We start from the raw sequence: 16,534 nt of genomic DNA, 5'->3' as shown, positions 1-16,534 counted from the left end.
GGCTCAAGCTTGCAGCAGTTCGATCAGCTCTTCGTCGGTCAGGGAAGAGAAGGACTCGCCCCCGGAAGTTTCCAGAACCTCGTCGATCAGGCCTAATTTGCGCTTCTGCAGCTCGGCCATTTTCTCCTCGATCGTGCCTTCCGCGACCATGCGGATGACTTGAACGACGTTCTTCTGGCCGATTCGATGGGCGCGATCCGTCGCTTGGGCTTCGACGGCCGGGTTCCACCACAGATCGTAGAGAATGACCGTGTCGGCTCCCGTCAGGTTCAGCCCGGTTCCTCCCGCCTTGAGCGAGACGAGGAAGAGGGAATTCTCGCCCGCGTTGAAGCGCTCGCTCAGCTCGACGCGTTCGGCCGGCGGCGTCGAGCCGTCCAAGCGGAAGTACGGATACGCCCGGTAAGTGAGCTCCTTCCCGATGAGATCGAGCATCTTCGTGAATTGGGAGAAGATCAGAATCCGCCTGCCGGAGCTAAGTCCTTCTTCGATCAGCTCCAGCAGCTGCTCCAGCTTGGCGGAGCCGCCGCGGTAGCCCGGGACGAACAGGGCGGGGTGGCAGCAGAGCTGCCGCAAGCGCGTCAGGCCGGCAAGAATCCGGATCCGGTTGGCCCGATGATCCTTATCCTTCAAGCGTTTAACCGTTTCCTCGCGAAGCTCGGCCAAATAAGCGATATAGAGCTTTTTCTGTTCGGGCAGCAGCTCCGAGGCATGCTCGGACTCGATCTTCTCCGGCAAGTCGCGCAGAACGTCCCGCTTCAGGCGGCGAAGCAGGAAGGGGCGAAGACGGCGGGAGATCTCGCTCGGCGGCAGCTCGAAGTAACGGTTCTTATCGCCGAATAAATCCGGAAACACGGCGTCCATGATGGACCAGAGCTCGTTTAACGAGTTCTCGATCGGCGTTCCCGTCAAGGCGAATCGATAGCTCGCGGACAAGCTCTTCACCGCGCGAGCCGTCTGCGTCGATTCGTTCTTGAAGTTCTGAGCCTCGTCGAGGATCAGCGTATGGAACGTCCTGTCCCGATAACGGGCAATGTCCCTGCGCAGAAGCGGGTAGGACGTAATCAGAATATCGGGCGCGCCGTCGGGCGAACTCCTCAGGAGCCCGATTCTCTGCGCCTCGTCTCCGTCGACGATGACGGCTCGCGCTTCGGGCGCGAAACGGCGCAGCTCGTTGCGCCAGTTATAGACAAGGGAGGCCGGGCAGACGACGAGCGCCGGCATGCCGGACTCCCGAATCTCGGGAAGCGCGGAGACGAGATACGCGATGCTCTGGATCGTCTTGCCGAGACCCATCTCGTCCGCCAGGATGCCGCCGAAGTGATAATGAGCGAGCGTCTTCATCCAGTGATAGCCGTATGTCTGATAGTCGCGAAGCACGGAAGCGATCGACTCCGGCACCTTATGCTCGAGATGGTCGGGATGACGCATGTTCGCTAGCAGCTTCCGCACTTCCTTGCCGAGCTCGACCGTTCCGCGATTCCTGTCCGCGGCGTCGGACAAGAGGAGGGCGCGGGAGAGCGGTACGCGCGCCTTCGCCCCGTGCCATTCGTTCGAGCGGATGGCTGCCGCGTTAAGCAGCTCCATGACTTCTTGGAGAGAGGGACTCTCCAACGAGAGGAGGGAGCCTTGCGGAAGCCGGTAATACTTGCGCTTCTCCTCCAGCGCTTTGACGATCTCGCGCAGCTCCGATTCGCGGATGCCGTCCAGCTCGAAGCGGAATTCGAGCCAGTTCGTTCTCTCTTCCCGGTCAACCTTGACCGTAATCGGAGAAGGGCCGGAGTGAAGCCTTAGCTTTACCGCGGTCGTCGCGTACACTTGGGCCAGCTTCTCCAGCTTCGGAAGCCGATGGTACAGGAAGTCGTATTCGAGCTCTTCATCCGTCATGATGTAGCCGCTCTCCGTCATCGCGAAGCCGCTGCCGTTCATCCATTCCAGAATCTCGCGTTCCTTGGCGCCTTCCCGGATGAGTATCCGATCCGAATGGCGCTGACGCTCCCGGGCTTCCACGGGATTCACGACGATGTCGCCGTAGTGGAATTCCAGAGCGGCGAGGAGCCGGTCCCTCACGCGGTCGAGATAGAGTTTAGCCTTGAGCGGTCGTCGGGTCATTCTCTCGGATAGTGCCGGTGCGACGACAACCGTCCCCAGCTTCATCAGGCCGGGCACCGCATGCTCCACGAAGCTCTCCAGCGAATCGGCGGAGATAGGCACCGTCTCCTCGGAGCGGTCGCCGACCAGTCGCTTAAGTTCATGCAGCTGGCGGCATTCCGCTTCGGGCAGCTTCAGAAGCTTGCCGCCCGAGATCGCGAGGCCATAGGCTTCCATGACTTGAAGCTTGTCCAAGCCTGCGGCGCGCAGCTCGTACTGGCCTTGCGCGCCGCTCTCATCGAATTCGAAGCGAAGGGGAACAGGGCTCTCTTCGACGGCTAGCCCTTCGACTTCGCCATCTTGCGTAATCAGGCGAACGCGGGCGGCGGCGACCAGCAGAGGCTCAAGCTCCTTCCAATAGACGGGAGGGACCGGCAAGACCCGTTCGTCGCTCTTGGCTTGCATGCGCGTGGCGACGGCCGGCGCCGTCGCTTGTATCGTTCTTTCATTCGCCGCAACGCGAACGAGAAGGCGAAGAATATCATCGTCCACCGGCGCGAACGCATGAAGCAGCGGATCATACTCCGCGTTTCTCGCGAAAGAATAACGTTCGGACCGCTCATAGAACCCCAGGAATTCCCGAATGTTAGGCACGGAGGAACTCTTTGTCTCTCCCAGCTTCAACTCCAGGCCGAACAGCCACTGAGGATCCGAGATTCCGTATGCGACCGGACGAACCGCGAATTCCACGTTCCATAAGCGGCGCGCTTCCCGAACGACGGAAGCGCGGCTGCCCGGCGCCGGCGTCTTGGGCAAGAACAGCCGCAAAACCCGCTCATCCAGGTCATGGCCGGAGTCATTGGAAGAAAGATGGCTTCTTGACCGTTCCAAGTTTCTCGCCTCCTCGGACTCCGCAGCCAGCCGCGTTGCGGCAGGCTTGGCTGCGTTCCCCCGGTTAAGCTCCGCGATCCCGAGCAGAACGGCGGCGATATGCGAGCAGTATTGCCGATAGGATTCCAATGAAGGGCAGCTGCATCGGGCGCCGACAACGGCGGCGTCTCCGCGTCCGCCCAGCTCGACGACCACTTCATAGGTCTTATTCGCCTGGACGGCGGCTTCATACCGGGCGCCGTTCTCGTCATATCGGTGCAGGAAGACTTGTCCGTCCCGCAGGTAAGCCTGACCGCGCTCATAGGACAACCGTCCGCACAGCTGTTTGATTTCTTTGGTTGATAGAGTTGAAGGCATAGATGATTTCCTTTCCAAACCGCGTACCGGATCCATTTTCCCCGTTTATCTCTATCCATCGTACCATAAAACCAGGGCGAAGCCGACTCTTGGAGCCGACGAGCCGAACGCCCGTTTGACAGGGAGAAGAAGACGGATTAGACTATCGCTAACAACGGAGAGGAGTGCGGAACCATGAACGAGACGCAGGATTGGAACAAGTCCCGCCGTGCCCGGAGCGGCAAATTCCAGAATGAGATCTCCGCGAAGATGAAGATGGGCGCCGGCGACATGGTGTCGTTGCTGCGGGCATTCCTTGCTTCCGGAACGTTGAGAAGGCCGAAGCAGCCGCTTCCGGTCGTACCGCTCGCTCCGGCAACCCTGCGCGACGGCAAGGACAAGGTCGTCTGGTTCGGCCATTCGGCGTCCTTGCTTCAGATAGGCGGCAAGACGATCCTGATCGATCCGATGCTGGGCAACAATCCTTCGCCGGTTCCGTTCTCCCGCAATCGGCGTTACAGCGTGAAGCTGCCGATCTCGATCGAAGAGCTGCCGCCCATCGATATCGTTCTGCTGTCCCACGACCATTACGATCATCTGGACTCGTCTTCGATCCGCAGGCTGGTTCCGAAGACCGGCGTATTCCTCGTACCGACGGGAGTCGGCAAGCGAATCCGGAAGCGGGGGGCTTCGGCCGATGCGGTCATCGAGCTGGATTGGGGAGAGGAGCGCAACGTGCAAGGCATTCGCTTCGTTTGCACTCCCGCCCGGCATTTCTCGGGAAGAGGGCTGTTCGATCGGGATTCTACTCTCTGGTGCTCTTGGGTCATTCAATCGGAGGAGAGGAAGCTGTTCTACAGCGGAGACGGCGGCTACGGACCCCATTTCGAGAGAATCGGCCGCCAGCACGGCCCGTTCGAGCTGGCCATCATGGAATGCGGGCAATACGATGAGCGTTGGCGCGGCGTCCATATGCTCCCGGAGGAGACGGTTCAGGCCCATCGCGACGTACAGGGGGGCGTGCTGCTGCCGGTTCATTGGGGAGCCTTCACTTTGGCCCTGCACGATTGGAACGATCCGGCGAGAAGGGTGTCCGCCGAAGCGGAGAAGCTAGGGGTCCCCGTACGGATTCCGAAGATCGGAGAGACGGTGTACCTGGATCGGGATTCGGAAGCCGAGACGGAGTGGGGCAGGGAGGCCGACTGGTGGCAGGACCCTGCTACCCATACCGGCAGAAGCGGAACGGCGGACGGGCCGACTCAGACTCGGATCGTATAACGCAATCGCATTTTGACGTGCAGAATGGCAAAAAACCGAAAAGGCAGTCCAATCGGTTCCGAGCGACCGAATGGACTGCCTTTGTTGTCATTCTGTTTCGTTCTTTATTTAATCTCAAGTACCTTGAACTCGATCTCGCCAACCGGAGCATTGACGACAACCTTGTCCCCGGCCGACTTGCCGATGAGGGCTACGCCCATCGGGCTCTCATAGGAGATCTTGTTCTCCATGGCATCCGCTTCCGCAGTGCCCACGATCTTGTATTCGACCTTCTCGTTCATCTCCACGTCATGCAGAACGACCGTCGTTCCCACCTGAATGCGATTGTCGTTGACCGTCTGAACGATACGGGCTTTGCGAAGCATGCCTTCTATCGTCAGAATGCGCGTCTCCATGAACGCTTGATCTTCCTTCGCGGAGTGGTACTCGCTGTTCTCCTTCAAGTCGCCGTAGCTGATGGCTGTCTTGATTCGGGCGGCGAGCTCCTTGCGCTTGACCGTCTTAAGCTCTTCAAGCTCCTGTTCGAGCTTCTCTTTGCCTTCCGGAGTGAGGATGACTTCTTCGTTAGACATGGGTACAACTCCTTCGTCGTATTCTCGATTGGTTCAATGAGCATCCCGTTCAGCTGTTCAATGAACTATAATCATAAGACTTCTTGAAGGCGTTTGTCAATTCGGACCAGCCGCGTTTGGAGATCTGCGAGTAAGGTCGGATTGACTCCCCCTGGATTCCATTGTAAGATGGCGAAGGTTCGGAAGTTATTTAAAAGGCTGTACGGTTGCTTGACGGCTTCACGCGCAGATAGGGAGAAGGCAACGATGAGATACGACGGATTATCTGTACTGCTCGGTGCGGCAAGTTATGGAGTTCTATCGACGATTACGGTACATGCATATAATGAAGGCTATTCGATGCCTCAAGTCATAGGAACGCAATTGATGCTGGGTGTCTGCCTCTGCTGGGGATGGGCATGGCTGTTGAGAACGATTCGAGCTTGGAGAGCAAGCCGCGTCAAGGGGAGAAAAGCCCAGCCCACTTCATCATCTTTAACCTGGAAGCAGCGGGGGATTCTTCTCTTGTGCGGTCTCCCGTCGACGTGCACGAGCCTGGCTTACGGCGAAGCGCTGCATCACGTGTCGGCTTCCCTTGCCATTATCCTGTTGTTCCAATTTACCTGGATCGGTGTCCTGATCGAATCGGTCATGCGCCGCAGAAGGCCGGGAGTCTCCGTCTTTCTGACGCTGGCGGTGCTGCTCGGCGGAACCGCGCTGGCGGCAGGCCTGCTGGAGAAGGGGGTCGACGAGTTCAGCCGATTCGGCATCATGCTCGGCCTTCTGTCGGCCGTCACCTACTCGCTCTTTATTCTGGTGAGCGGCAAAGCGGTCGTGACCGCGGAACCGGCAGAGAGAACGGCTTGGATGATTACCGGCTCGATGCTCGGCGTGCTCATCCTTCATCCGCCGGTCTACTTGTTCAACGGGACTATGACGGGGGAGCTGCTGCTGTTCGGTCTGGCGCTCGGGTTATTCGGTTCCTTCATTCCGCCGGCCCTGTTCGCGATCGGAGTTCCGCGAATCAGCAACGGCTTGGCGGGGATCTTGGGCTCGGTAGAGCTGCCGGTAACGGTCTCCATGTCGGCGGTTGCCTTGCATGAGAGCATCAGCCTCTTGCAATGGGGAGGCGTCGCGCTGGTCCTGATCGGGGTCGCCATTCCGGAGCTGAGCCGCAGGCTGTCGTCGGGCCATAGAAATTCTTTATCGGCCTAGACGGTTAGCTGCGGACCTGCAGCACCCCCGAGAATAACAACCGACTGCATGGTTCGACGACATTCTTCGATTGCATCGTTCGATCCATAGATCGATTTTATTGAAGCCGCGCGCAAGCGCGGTTTTTTTGTTTCTATATATTCGCGTCATGCCCGCATAATCCTAACCCTCCTTGAATACTTATAGGCATCTTTTGACGAGCAGAGGGAGAATGCCTGATATGGACAACAACCTGTTATCGGTTTGCGAACAATTCGCTGCTATTTTCCATGCCAAGAGCACCGTTGACCAGGAAGCTTGTTCGATCTCCTTGAACCGCAATCTCAAGGTTACCGTGCAAGGAAGACCGAGCAAATCCGTCGTACCGGCGGAAATCTCATTCGAAGCGCTGGATGCCAGCGGCAATGCCTTATGCTTGGCCGAGATAGCGGTGCTGGGCGAAGAGATTCCCCGCTTTATGCATTCGGTTATCCAGCAAGGGCTGATCGTCAGCGCCTTGCACAATCACTGGTTGTACATGACGCCTTCGATCTATTACATGCACATTCAATCGGTCGAACCTCCGCTGGGTTTCGCTAGAAAGATGGCGCATTCCTTCTCCTTCTTAAGCAGTTATCCCGTTGCGTAAACGCGCAAAAAAAATGGCGCGAAATATGAATTTCACGCTATTTGAATTCTAAGCCGTTTTTTTGATAGGATAGAAGGACTTTGTTCACATCAGGAGGCGCAGCATGGGCATGTCGAACGTCATGAAGAACGAATTGGAAGAGCAGTACGAGAAAGAGCTTCGATTGTTCCTCCTCTGGATGAAGAACCGGGGGATGACCTCGGCTACTCAAAGGGCTTATCTAAACGACGCGAGAGGCTACCTTCGATCGATCTATCCCAAAGCGTTGGCGGACACGGGCAAAATCGAACTCATGTTGTATCTGTCCGAGTGCAGGGAGAGCGGAGCCGGGGATGAAGCTCGCAACCGCAAGCTGTCGTCGATTCGTTCCTTGTATAAAGCATTGATCGAATTGGAAGTGTTGAAGGAAAATCCGGCCGCGGCCGTCGCGAAGTCGAAGCAGGAGAAGAATCGGATTCCCGCGTACCTGGAGGAAGATCAGCTTCGCGAGATGGTCGAGCTGGTGGACGGCAAATATCGCTCGCGCAACCTGGCGATTCTGCTGCTCATGGCGTACGCGGGCTTACGGGTAGGAGAGGTACACCGGCTGAACGCGACGGATCTCGGGGAGGACGGCTTGCTCCGCATTCTGGGCAAAGGCCGCAAGTGGCGGTTGGTGCCGCTCCCGGAACCGTTGGCCGAGCTGCTTCGGCAATCCCTGTCGGATAGAAGAGAGCCGCGGCAGAGCAAAGAGAAGGCGTTCTTCATCTCCCAGTTCGGCAGAAGGCTGTCGATTCGCCGCATTCAGTCGATTGCGGAAGAGACGCTGCATCGACTCGCCGAACAGCTGCCGGCCTTGCGGGATACGAAGCTGAGCTGCCATAAGCTGCGCCATTCGTTCGCGACGATGCAGATCCGCCGCGGAACGGATATCCGCACGCTGCAGGAACTGCTCGGGCATTCGAGCATCGAGACGACGCAGATCTATACGCACGTAGACAACAAACAGATGAAGCGGGCGATGGACCAGATAGCGGGGCTGATCCCGGCGATTTCGTAATAAATGACAACCAAAAGCTCTCTTCAGACGTTATATATAGAGAAGATATGGAAAATAGCGGATGAAGAGGAGAGAGACGGGAATGGATCAAGCGAGGACGCAGCTTCTCGAATGGAACGAACAATTGGCGGCATGCAGGGAGAAAAGACAGTTAAAGGAGAAGCGACAACGCCGATTGTCCGAACTGGAGACCCAAATTTCCCGTCAGCAAGCCGTTGTGCAGCAATGCCGGTCGGCCGCGAACGAGGAGCAAGCCGACGTCGAGACGCTGACGAACGCTTCGCTCCCGCGGGCATGGTACAAGCTGATCGGCCAGCTGGAGGAGAAGCTTGAGCGCGAGGAGAAAGAAGCCGCCGAAGCGGCGCTTAAGCTGGATTCGGCTTTATCGGCGCTTGCGTCGCTGGAATCGGAGCATGAGGAAGCAAGCAGGCTGTATGCCGAAGTCACGAATGCGGAGCTCGAATTCGAAGAGCTGCTCGCGAAGAAAAAAGGTTGGATACGCCTGTTCGACGAGGAGACCGAGAAGGAGCTGGAACGCCTCTCCAACGAAGCGGGAACGCTGCGCGCTCGCCTTAGGGAGACGGCAGAAGCGGAAGACGCCGGCTCCAGAGCGTATAGCAAGCTGACTGGCGCCCAAGATAAGCTTCGTTCCGCGCGGAATTGGGGCACGTACGACATGCTCGGCGGAGGCGCGATCTCAACGGCGGTCAAGCATAGCCGAATCGACGCGGCCAGGGCGCAGATGCAGCAAGCCCAATCCTCCCTGAGAGCCTTCGAACGGGAATTGGCCGACTTGAACTGGCGAACGGGCGCCGGCGACGTGGAGATGAGCGGCTTCCTGACATTCGCGGATTACTTCTTCGACGGTTTCATCACGGATTGGGTCGTTCAAGGGCGAATCAACGATGCGTTGAGGAAGGTAGACCGAGGCGTAGTCGAAGTGAAGGTTCAGCTAGAGCGGCTGGCGGATGAGCGGAAGAGGCTGGAGCTGGAGATCGCGGGGCTGGATGGAAGCTATAAGGAATTGATCGAGAATCGATAACGGGAATCATCCCATCCGAATCGGGTTCGATAAGTAAGCCGCCTCGTTGAAGGGGCGGCTTTTTGAGTTAGCTAACTCGTCCCTCGGAACTTATTTTTTCCCGAGCTGCTGCGCCAAACCGATTAGAAGTCCTTCATTCCCGCGAATATAGCAGAGCCGATACGAGTCCTCGTACTGAACCACTTCCCCAACGACCTGCGCGCCAAGCTTTGAGAGCCTGGATACCATTTCGTCAATGTCTTCCACGGTGAACATGACGCGAAGATAACCGAGGGCATTGACGGGAGCCGTTCGGTGATCCGAGACAGGAGACGGGGTGACAAATCGCGAAAGTTCAAGTCGGCTGTGCCCATCCGGGGTAACCATCATTGCGATCTCTACGCGCTGCGAGCCCAGCCCGGTTACGCGACCCGCCCATTCACCTTCGACAGTAGCACGACCTTCCAGCTTCAAGCCTACCTCCTCGAAGAAGGAGATGGCCTCATCAAGGGATTCGACAACGATTCCGACATTGTCCATCCTTAGTAATTGGTTAGTTGCCATCGATTTAGCTCCTTATGGGTACAAATGGAGTGCCTGATCGTCTTCATCCTTATTCTATCAACAATTCCTATTTCATCAAACGATTTTAATGCTGCTGCGATGTTTGGCTAGTTCGCCGGGTGTGCAAGCCTTACATTTCAACAAAAACACTTAACATGGTTAAATAAAATGAATTAAGTTAACATAAACATATATATGTAAACTTAACGAAATAGAACGAGAGTGCAGTGATTAATGACATTAAATAGTCGAGCTTCTATGGGAGGATATTGGGACAATTCGAGATAGGAGAATTTCTTGGATAAAAGGAGGGCAAGCGGTAAAGCTTCAGATTGCGTTCGATCCGAGGAGGAGATGCAAGGCGAGTCTGTTCACACGGTAGCGGTTAAGCATCTGGCGATAATGACTCGGTCCGATTCGTGCCGGTCTGCGCGTTGGGACGGTATGGTGATGCTTGCTGGTGCCAGGATTACAAAATGGAAAAGAGACCCATGGCGCTAAATTTTAATTTTGAGTTTACATAATAAGAGATATGTAAACACTGTTCGAGCGAAACGTTCCTTCCGATGTCCGGAATAATGAAGGGGCAATTCCTTCTATGCGTACTCGGTGGAAGGCGAATTAGCCTACGAGTTCGTCTTCGCAGTCATTGCACTTTTCGAAGCAGGAACAGCAGGGTGTTTACAAATAATAGACATAATAATAAAATGTCTATATATTAAACAAACAATTATGGACGGTGTCGGCGATATGCAAGTGTCGGATTTGTTCTGGGAAGTGCCGCTTCACGAGTTGGTTCAAGGGTACGCCTATCGCGAAGAGCAAGGAGCCTATCTTTGCCTTGCGTGCGGGGAGAGCTTCGAACAAGGCATCGTCTTTCCTCACGATGGGGTTTTCTACGAAGCCTCTCGATTCGTGCAGGTTCATCTAGCGGAGGCTCATGGCTCGATGTTCGAATACCTGATGGGACTGGACAAGAAGCTGACGGGGCTTACCGATCTGCAGAAAAGATTATTGACGCTGTTTCATGAAGGTTTGTCCGACAATGAGATCGTGAAGACAATGGAAGGAGGGAGCTCGTCGACGATTCGCAATCATCGTTTCGCCCTGCGGGAGAGAGCGAAGCAGGCTAAGGTATTCCTGGCTCTGATGGAGCTGGCGGACGGTCGAACGGCCAAGCCTCAGCGATTGATTACGCCTCATAAGACGGCGACTATGGTGGATGAGAGATATGCAGTAACCGAGCAAGAACGAGAGAGCGTCATGAAGATTTACTTTAAGGAAGGCCCGGACGGACCGCTAAGCGAGATCCCGCGCAAGGAGAAGCGCAAGCTGGTCGTCCTGCGGCATCTGGCGCGGCAATTCTCGGATAACAAGAAGTATACGGAGAAGGAAGTCAATGAGGTCCTGAAGAAGCGGCATGCCGATTTTGCCACGTTGAGAAGGTATTTGATCGAGTACGGATTCATGGATCGGGAACCGAATGGCAGCTTGTACTGGATTAAGCAATGAGTCATTTGGTATAATGCAATATTATAAATAAAGAAAGCAGGACAGATCATGGGACGCAAATGGAACAACATTAAGAACAAGAAAGCGTCGAAGGACGCGAGCAATAGCAAGATTTATGCCAAATTCGGGATCGAGATTTACGTTGCCGCCAAGAAAGGCGAGCCGGATCCGGAAGCGAATCGCGCTCTTAAAGTGGTCCTGGAACGCGCGAAGACATATAACGTGCCGAAGGCGATCATCGATCGCGCCCTGGAGAAAGCCAAGGGTTCCGGGGATGAGAACTACGTCGAGCTTCGTTATGAAGGCTTCGGCCCGAATGGTTCGATGATCATCGTCGACACGCTGACGAACAACGTCAACCGTACGGCTTCCTCCGTTCGCGCCGCGTTCAGCAAGAACGGCGGCAACATGGGCGTATCCGGCTCGGTTGCTTACATGTTCGACTCGGCGGCCGTCATCGGCCTGACCGGCAAGTCGGTAGACGACGTGATGGAATTGCTGCTTGAGACGGACGTAGACGTGCGCGACGTCGTGGAAGAAGACGAATCGGTCGTCGTTTATTCCGATCCGGAGCAGTTCCATGCCGTTCAAGACGCAATCAAGAGCATGGGCGTGACGGAGTTCACGGTCGCGGAGTTGACGATGATTCCTCAGACGTATGTGACGCTGCCGGAGGAATCGCTGCCTAGTTTCGAGAAGATCATCGACGCGTTGGACGATCTCGAAGATGTCCAGCAGGTGTATCATAACGTAGAATTGGCGGACGAGGACGAAGAATAAGAGAACCTGGGCAAGGTAACGGCGCGGAGAGAGCGAAAGCTCGATCCGCGCCGTTTTTTTCGGGAGAACGGCCGTCTCGTCCATACCGTTGCACCTCCGTTGAATATGCTACTTAGGGAGGGTTGGCCATGAACGAAGGCTTGGTCTGCTGGTTCACCGGATTGTCCGGCTCGGGAAAGTCCACGATTGCCCGTCTGACGGAGCGGATCCTCGTGGAAGAAGGGATGCGAGTGGAGGTTCTGGATGGAGACGAGGTGCGCCTCGCGCTTAACCCGGAGCTTGGATATACCTACGACGATCGAATGCGGCACGTGAAGCGAACCGTCTACGTAGCCGGCTTGCTCGCCAAGCATGACGTCACCGTCTTGGTGCCCTTTATCACTCCCTACCGGGAGATGAGGGCCTATGCCAGGGCGATGCTGAGCCAATATCGCGAGATCTATGTGGAATGCCCGTTCGCCGAGTGCGCGCGTCGCGACGTGAAGGGGCTCTACCGGAAAGCGCTCGAGGGGCAAATCGCCCACTTCACGGGACTTAGCGATGCTTACGATATCCCCGTTAGCCCTGATCTTGTCATTCCAACGTTGGAGATGTCGCCGAAGCAGAGCGCGGACCGGCTCGTTGCGGCCATTCGGAAGTGGATCCGATGAGCGTCGGACCGATGATTCTCTACGTTCACATTCCCAAAGCGGCAGGGACTAGCGCGGCATCGATGTTCTACGAGCAATACAAGGAACGGCTAGGCGTTATCGATATGAACGATTGGGAGAGCTGGCAGCAACTATTGAGGGTGCTTCCTTTTCATTATGAATGCCTGTTCGGGCACTTCTTCTATGGACTCCATGACGATATCCCTCGTTCATGCGAATATACGTCCGTGATGCGTAATCCGGTCGATGCGATTCTCTCTTACCATTCCTATATCGTCAGGAGAGCGGATCATCCGTTTCATCAATGGATGGGGAACGGGAGCTTGAAGCAATTCCTTAAGCTGCCTTCCGAGCTTATGTATGCTTTCCGCAATTACCAGACAACCATGCTGACGGGCAAGCTGAACGCGACCGCTGCGGAAGCGATAGAGATCATCGAGCGGAAATATCCGATTCTGGGGACGGTGGAGAGGTTCGAAGAGACCGTTTACTTATGGCAGGAAAGGTTCGGTTGGGGAGAAGTCAAGATGTTCAAGGAGAACAGCAGGGACGACATTAGAAAAAACGACAAACTCTCCTGGGCGGAACTCCGCGGCATTGAAGAGCTTGTCGATGTCGATCTTGAGGTTTATTCCTATGTGCGTTCCCGTCTGGCGAAGAGGATTCTGTCTCTCCCCTCCGAGGCGAAGGCAGCGATTCGCAGCTTTAAACAAACGGGTGTGCTTGTTCCTGGCGCATTGTAGCCATCATACATTCTTGATACCGCTTAAGCTGGCGCCGCTTGCGAAGAAGCGGCCGATGTTCTTCTCGACAACCGGATCCGGTATGAGCGGAGGCGCGTGGTGAGGCTTAAGCCGGATGTCCAGGATAACGTTATCGCAGCCCCAATGCTTGTTCTCGTAAGCGCTGCCCACGCCATAAATGTCGTGGGACGGGTTGCTGCGCGTAAACGCGACCCAGAGGAAGTTCGCGAGGCTTGCGCTTACGAATTCGCTGTCGTCGCACGCTAGCAGCATCGGACAGCCTTCCAGCTCTCCGCGGGCGCGAAGCTCTTCGCACAACCCCTGGAGCTCGCTCGCCGCCGCTTCATAGCTGACGAACCTTGAGGCTTGAAGGGCGACGATTCCAGGCATGACCAGCTTGGCGTTCTCGAATCCGCGAATGGCCTTCAGAGAGTCGGGAACCTCGCGGCACAGCTCGCGGCGAACGTCTCCATAGGCGGCGAATACGACCTTGCTGCCGCCGTTCAGCTCGCCGCCCGAATAATCGAGCGTGTCGATGGTCGTATTCGTGTGGAAGTGGAGGTCTCGCCGCAGATCGATTCTCTCCAGGATATAGGTAAGAAAATCGACGATATCGTGCGTATCGAGAGGACGATTGTCCTCCGCCGTGATGAACAGATACTTCGCCAGGCTGAGCTGGTTGGTGCCGAGAATCCGGTTGGCTATCGTAAGCAGCTCGGTCGGCTTCTTCGTGTTCAGGTAAGGCGTGTAGCGCTCGCTGCCGATCGCGAGGAGGAGCGGATGAACGCCCGCCGCGTCGACGGCATGAACCTGCTTGACGCCGGGAATCTCCTGCTTGATCGCGTCTCCGGTAATCTCGTGGATCAGTTCCCCGAAGGAGGTATCCTCCTGAGGGGGCCGGCCGACGACGGTAAACGGCCAGATGGCGTTCTTCTTCGCGTACACCTTCCGGACCTTCATGACGGGGAAGGGATGGGCGAGGCTGTAATAGCCTAAGTGATCGCCGAAGGGGCCCTCCGGCTTCGTATCCATCGGATGAATCTCGCCGGTGATGACGAAGTCGGCGTCGTTGCTGATGCAATAGCCGTCCCGGTAGCTGTAACGGAAGCGGCGGCCGGCGAGCAGGCCGGCGAACAGCAGCTCGCTCAGCCCTTCGGGCAGCGGCATTACGGCGGACAGCATGTGGGCGGGAGGACCGCCGACGAAGCAGCTCACCTTGAGCGGCTCGCCGCGACGATTCGCCTTCTCCTGGTGGATGCCGATGCCTCTATGAATCTGATAATGAAGCCCGATCTCTTCGTTCAGGCGATAGTCGTTGCCGCTAAGCTGGACGCGGTACATGCCAAGATTGGAATTCATGATCCCAGGTTTGTCGGGATCTTCCGAATAGACTTGAGGCAGCGTCACGAAGGCGCCTCCGTCCATCGGCCAGTGCTTGATGAGAGGAAGATCGGAGATCCGGATCTCCTGCTCGGCAACGGGGAAGCTGCTCGACTTCTTCGACGGCAGCGCCTTAAGAGCGGCGAAGCCGGAGGAGATGTTCTGCAGCGGATGCCGGAGCGCCTGCATCGGATCGTCGCGCAGCTGCACGACCTTCTGCACGTTGGCAAGCGTGTGCCGGAAGATGAACTTGCTGCGTTCGAGCGTTCCGAACAAGTTGGACACGGCCGGGAAGGCGGTGCCTCTCACGCGTTCGAACAGCAGGGCCGGGCCGCCGGCTTCGTATACTTTCAGATGGATGGCCGCCATCTCCAGGTGCGGGTCGACTTCCTCGCGGACGCGAACAAGATGCCCGTGGCGCTCCAAATCCAGGACGCATTCTTCCAAACTCTTATACATAACGGATAATCTCCAATCGACGATAGAAAAGGATATTAACAGAATATCGCAATCCGCGAATGTTCTCAATGAAAGGCGGCGGATTGTCGAAGGGTTGTCGAAGAAACGAACGCCAAACGGAGGCCGAACGGAGGCCAAACAGAGGCGAAACGGGGAAGGGAAAGCGCTGGTCGGATGTAACCCGATAAATTCGGGTTACAGGGCCGAGACATGGGATTCGAGAAGCTGTAACCCGACAATGTCGGTTAGAGAGTCGCGACATAGGATCGAGAAGCAGTACCCCGACAATGTCGGGTAAGAGGGCCGAGACATGGGATTTGAGCGAATTGCCAAAGCCATATTGCAGATTGAGAATTAGGGCAGAAAAATAGACCCTCATCCTTAAGGGATTTGGGCCAAAGATCCAGATCACTATTAGACCTACTTCCGGTTCCTCGCTTCAGAACATGCTCCAATCCATCTCTTGAGAAATCGTCTCCAGAAGACGAACGCCCGCGCAGCTGTTGCCCTTGGCGTTAAGCGCCGGGCCGATGACGCCGATTCCGTACCGGCCGGGAAGCAGGGCGAGAATGCCGCCGGACACGCCGCTCTTGGCCGGGAGACCCACCTGGATGGCGAATTCGCCGGAGGCGTTGTACATGCCGCAGGTCGTCATGAACGTCTTGGCGATCTGGACGTAGCGGCGGGGGATCAGGATCTCTCCCGTGAGCGGATCGCTGCCGTTATTGGCGAGCACGAGAGCCATGCGAGCCAGGTCGGCGCAGGTCCCCCGGATCGAGCAGTGACGGAAGTAGACGTCGAGGACGTCGTCCACCTTGCCTTCGAGAACGCCGTGATCCTTGAGCAGGTACGCCATCGACCGGTTCAGGTCGCCGGTATCGGATTCCGAGAGGTAGACGTCGGAATCGTAAGCGAGCGAAGCGTTGCCGGAGAGGCGCTTGAAGAATTGCAGAATCCGCGCCGACTTCTCGGCGGAACCGTTGCCCTTGATCAGCGAGGAGATCGTGATCGCGCCCGCGTTGATCAGCGGGTTGAAGGGTATTCCCGGCTGCACGAGCTCCAGCTTGAGCATCGAATTGAAGTTGTCCCCCGTCGGCTCCATGCCGACCTTCCGGAAGACGGCTTCCTCGCCGTTGTCCATCAGCGCGAGAATAAGCGTGAACACCTTCGAGATGCTCTGCATGGTGAACGCCAGCTCGCTGTCCCCTGCGGATACGCTCCTGCCGTCCGAGCTCATAATCGTGATCCCCAGCGCGTCCTTGGGAGCCTTGGACAGCTCCGGAATGTAGGAGGCGACTTTGCCCTGCGCCGTGTAGCCCCGGCATTCGGATACCCATGCCGGCAAGCTTGTCTCCAGGCGTTGCCAATCTGCCGTAGTCATGATGACACTTCCCCTTTT

At 56.6% G+C, this 16,534-nt stretch carries 14 protein-coding genes; 9 read left to right on the top strand and 5 right to left on the bottom strand.

Features of this window, described 5'->3' with window-relative positions; translation table 11 throughout:
• Nucleotides 1-3: 3 nt before the first annotated feature.
• Complete coding sequence (locus ELR57_RS12195) at nucleotides 4-3,336, bottom strand: DEAD/DEAH box helicase (protein WP_126959337.1); 3,333 nt, start codon at nucleotides 3,334-3,336, stop codon at nucleotides 4-6.
• Between the two features lie 174 nt (nucleotides 3,337-3,510).
• On the opposite strand from ELR57_RS12195, the gene ELR57_RS12190 reads away from it, so the two are divergent.
• Nucleotides 3,511-4,593: an MBL fold metallo-hydrolase gene (locus ELR57_RS12190; protein ID WP_238162497.1), complete on the top strand. Its 1,083-nt coding sequence runs from the start codon at nucleotides 3,511-3,513 to the stop codon at nucleotides 4,591-4,593.
• Between the two features lie 104 nt (nucleotides 4,594-4,697).
• On the opposite strand, the gene greA is transcribed toward ELR57_RS12190, so the two are convergent.
• Complete coding sequence (gene greA / locus ELR57_RS12185) at nucleotides 4,698-5,165, bottom strand: transcription elongation factor GreA (protein ID WP_126959336.1); 468 nt, start codon at nucleotides 5,163-5,165, stop codon at nucleotides 4,698-4,700.
• A 246-nt stretch (nucleotides 5,166-5,411) separates the two neighbouring features.
• Between greA and ELR57_RS12180 the strand changes: the two genes are divergently transcribed.
• From ELR57_RS12180 to ELR57_RS12165, 4 genes are all read left to right on the top strand, one after another.
• Nucleotides 5,412-6,359 carry an EamA family transporter gene (locus ELR57_RS12180; protein ID WP_126959335.1) on the top strand — a complete coding sequence of 316 codons (948 nt, stop codon included), beginning with the start codon at nucleotides 5,412-5,414 and terminating at the stop codon, nucleotides 6,357-6,359.
• A gap of 220 nt (nucleotides 6,360-6,579) precedes the next feature.
• Nucleotides 6,580-6,987: a DUF1259 domain-containing protein gene (locus tag ELR57_RS12175; protein ID WP_126959334.1), complete on the top strand. Its 408-nt coding sequence runs from the start codon at nucleotides 6,580-6,582 to the stop codon at nucleotides 6,985-6,987.
• Between the two features lie 103 nt (nucleotides 6,988-7,090).
• On the top strand, nucleotides 7,091-8,026 hold the full coding sequence (locus ELR57_RS12170; RefSeq protein ID WP_238162496.1) for a tyrosine-type recombinase/integrase: 936 nt from the start codon (nucleotides 7,091-7,093) through the stop codon (nucleotides 8,024-8,026).
• Nucleotides 8,027-8,108: 82 nt separating this feature from the next.
• Nucleotides 8,109-9,068, top strand: coding sequence for a hypothetical protein (locus ELR57_RS12165; protein ID WP_126959333.1), 960 nt, complete (start codon nucleotides 8,109-8,111; stop codon nucleotides 9,066-9,068).
• A gap of 90 nt (nucleotides 9,069-9,158) precedes the next feature.
• On the opposite strand, the gene ELR57_RS12160 is transcribed toward ELR57_RS12165, so the two are convergent.
• On the bottom strand, nucleotides 9,159-9,611 hold the full coding sequence (locus ELR57_RS12160) for a VOC family protein (RefSeq protein WP_126959332.1): 453 nt from the start codon (nucleotides 9,609-9,611) through the stop codon (nucleotides 9,159-9,161).
• A gap of 750 nt (nucleotides 9,612-10,361) precedes the next feature.
• Between ELR57_RS12160 and ELR57_RS12155 the strand changes: the two genes are divergently transcribed.
• The 4 genes from ELR57_RS12155 to ELR57_RS12140 all read left to right on the top strand — a co-directional run bounded on the left by ELR57_RS12155 (nucleotide 10,362) and on the right by ELR57_RS12140 (nucleotide 13,296).
• Nucleotides 10,362-11,123: a DUF2087 domain-containing protein gene (locus tag ELR57_RS12155; protein ID WP_238162495.1), complete on the top strand. Its 762-nt coding sequence runs from the start codon at nucleotides 10,362-10,364 to the stop codon at nucleotides 11,121-11,123.
• 48 nt (nucleotides 11,124-11,171) lie between these two features.
• Nucleotides 11,172-11,903: a YebC/PmpR family DNA-binding transcriptional regulator gene (locus ELR57_RS12150; protein WP_126959330.1), complete on the top strand. Its 732-nt coding sequence runs from the start codon at nucleotides 11,172-11,174 to the stop codon at nucleotides 11,901-11,903.
• A 128-nt stretch (nucleotides 11,904-12,031) separates the two neighbouring features.
• Nucleotides 12,032-12,553: an adenylyl-sulfate kinase gene (gene cysC, locus ELR57_RS12145; RefSeq protein WP_126959329.1), complete on the top strand. Its 522-nt coding sequence runs from the start codon at nucleotides 12,032-12,034 to the stop codon at nucleotides 12,551-12,553.
• Nucleotides 12,550-13,296 (top strand): hypothetical protein, encoded by a 747-nt coding sequence (locus ELR57_RS12140; protein ID WP_126959328.1) that lies wholly within the window; start codon nucleotides 12,550-12,552, stop codon nucleotides 13,294-13,296. The genes cysC and ELR57_RS12140 overlap by 4 nt, the downstream gene beginning before the upstream one ends.
• Nucleotides 13,297-13,299: 3 nt before the next feature.
• Here the strand turns inward: ELR57_RS12140 and ELR57_RS12135 are convergent, their stop codons facing one another.
• Both ELR57_RS12135 and glsA read right to left on the bottom strand, forming a co-directional pair.
• Nucleotides 13,300-15,135, bottom strand: coding sequence for a UbiD family decarboxylase (locus ELR57_RS12135; RefSeq protein WP_126959327.1), 1,836 nt, complete (start codon nucleotides 15,133-15,135; stop codon nucleotides 13,300-13,302).
• A 439-nt stretch (nucleotides 15,136-15,574) separates the two neighbouring features.
• Complete coding sequence (gene glsA, locus ELR57_RS12130) at nucleotides 15,575-16,516, bottom strand: glutaminase A (RefSeq protein WP_126959326.1); 942 nt, start codon at nucleotides 16,514-16,516, stop codon at nucleotides 15,575-15,577.
• Nucleotides 16,517-16,534: the final 18 nt, after the last annotated feature.

Source organism: Cohnella sp. AR92 (assembly GCF_003990975.1).
Lineage (GTDB): Bacteria > Bacillota > Bacilli > Paenibacillales > Paenibacillaceae > Cohnella.
Note: the sequence above shows the minus strand (reverse complement) of the source record. Positions and strands in the feature narration are given on the sequence as shown.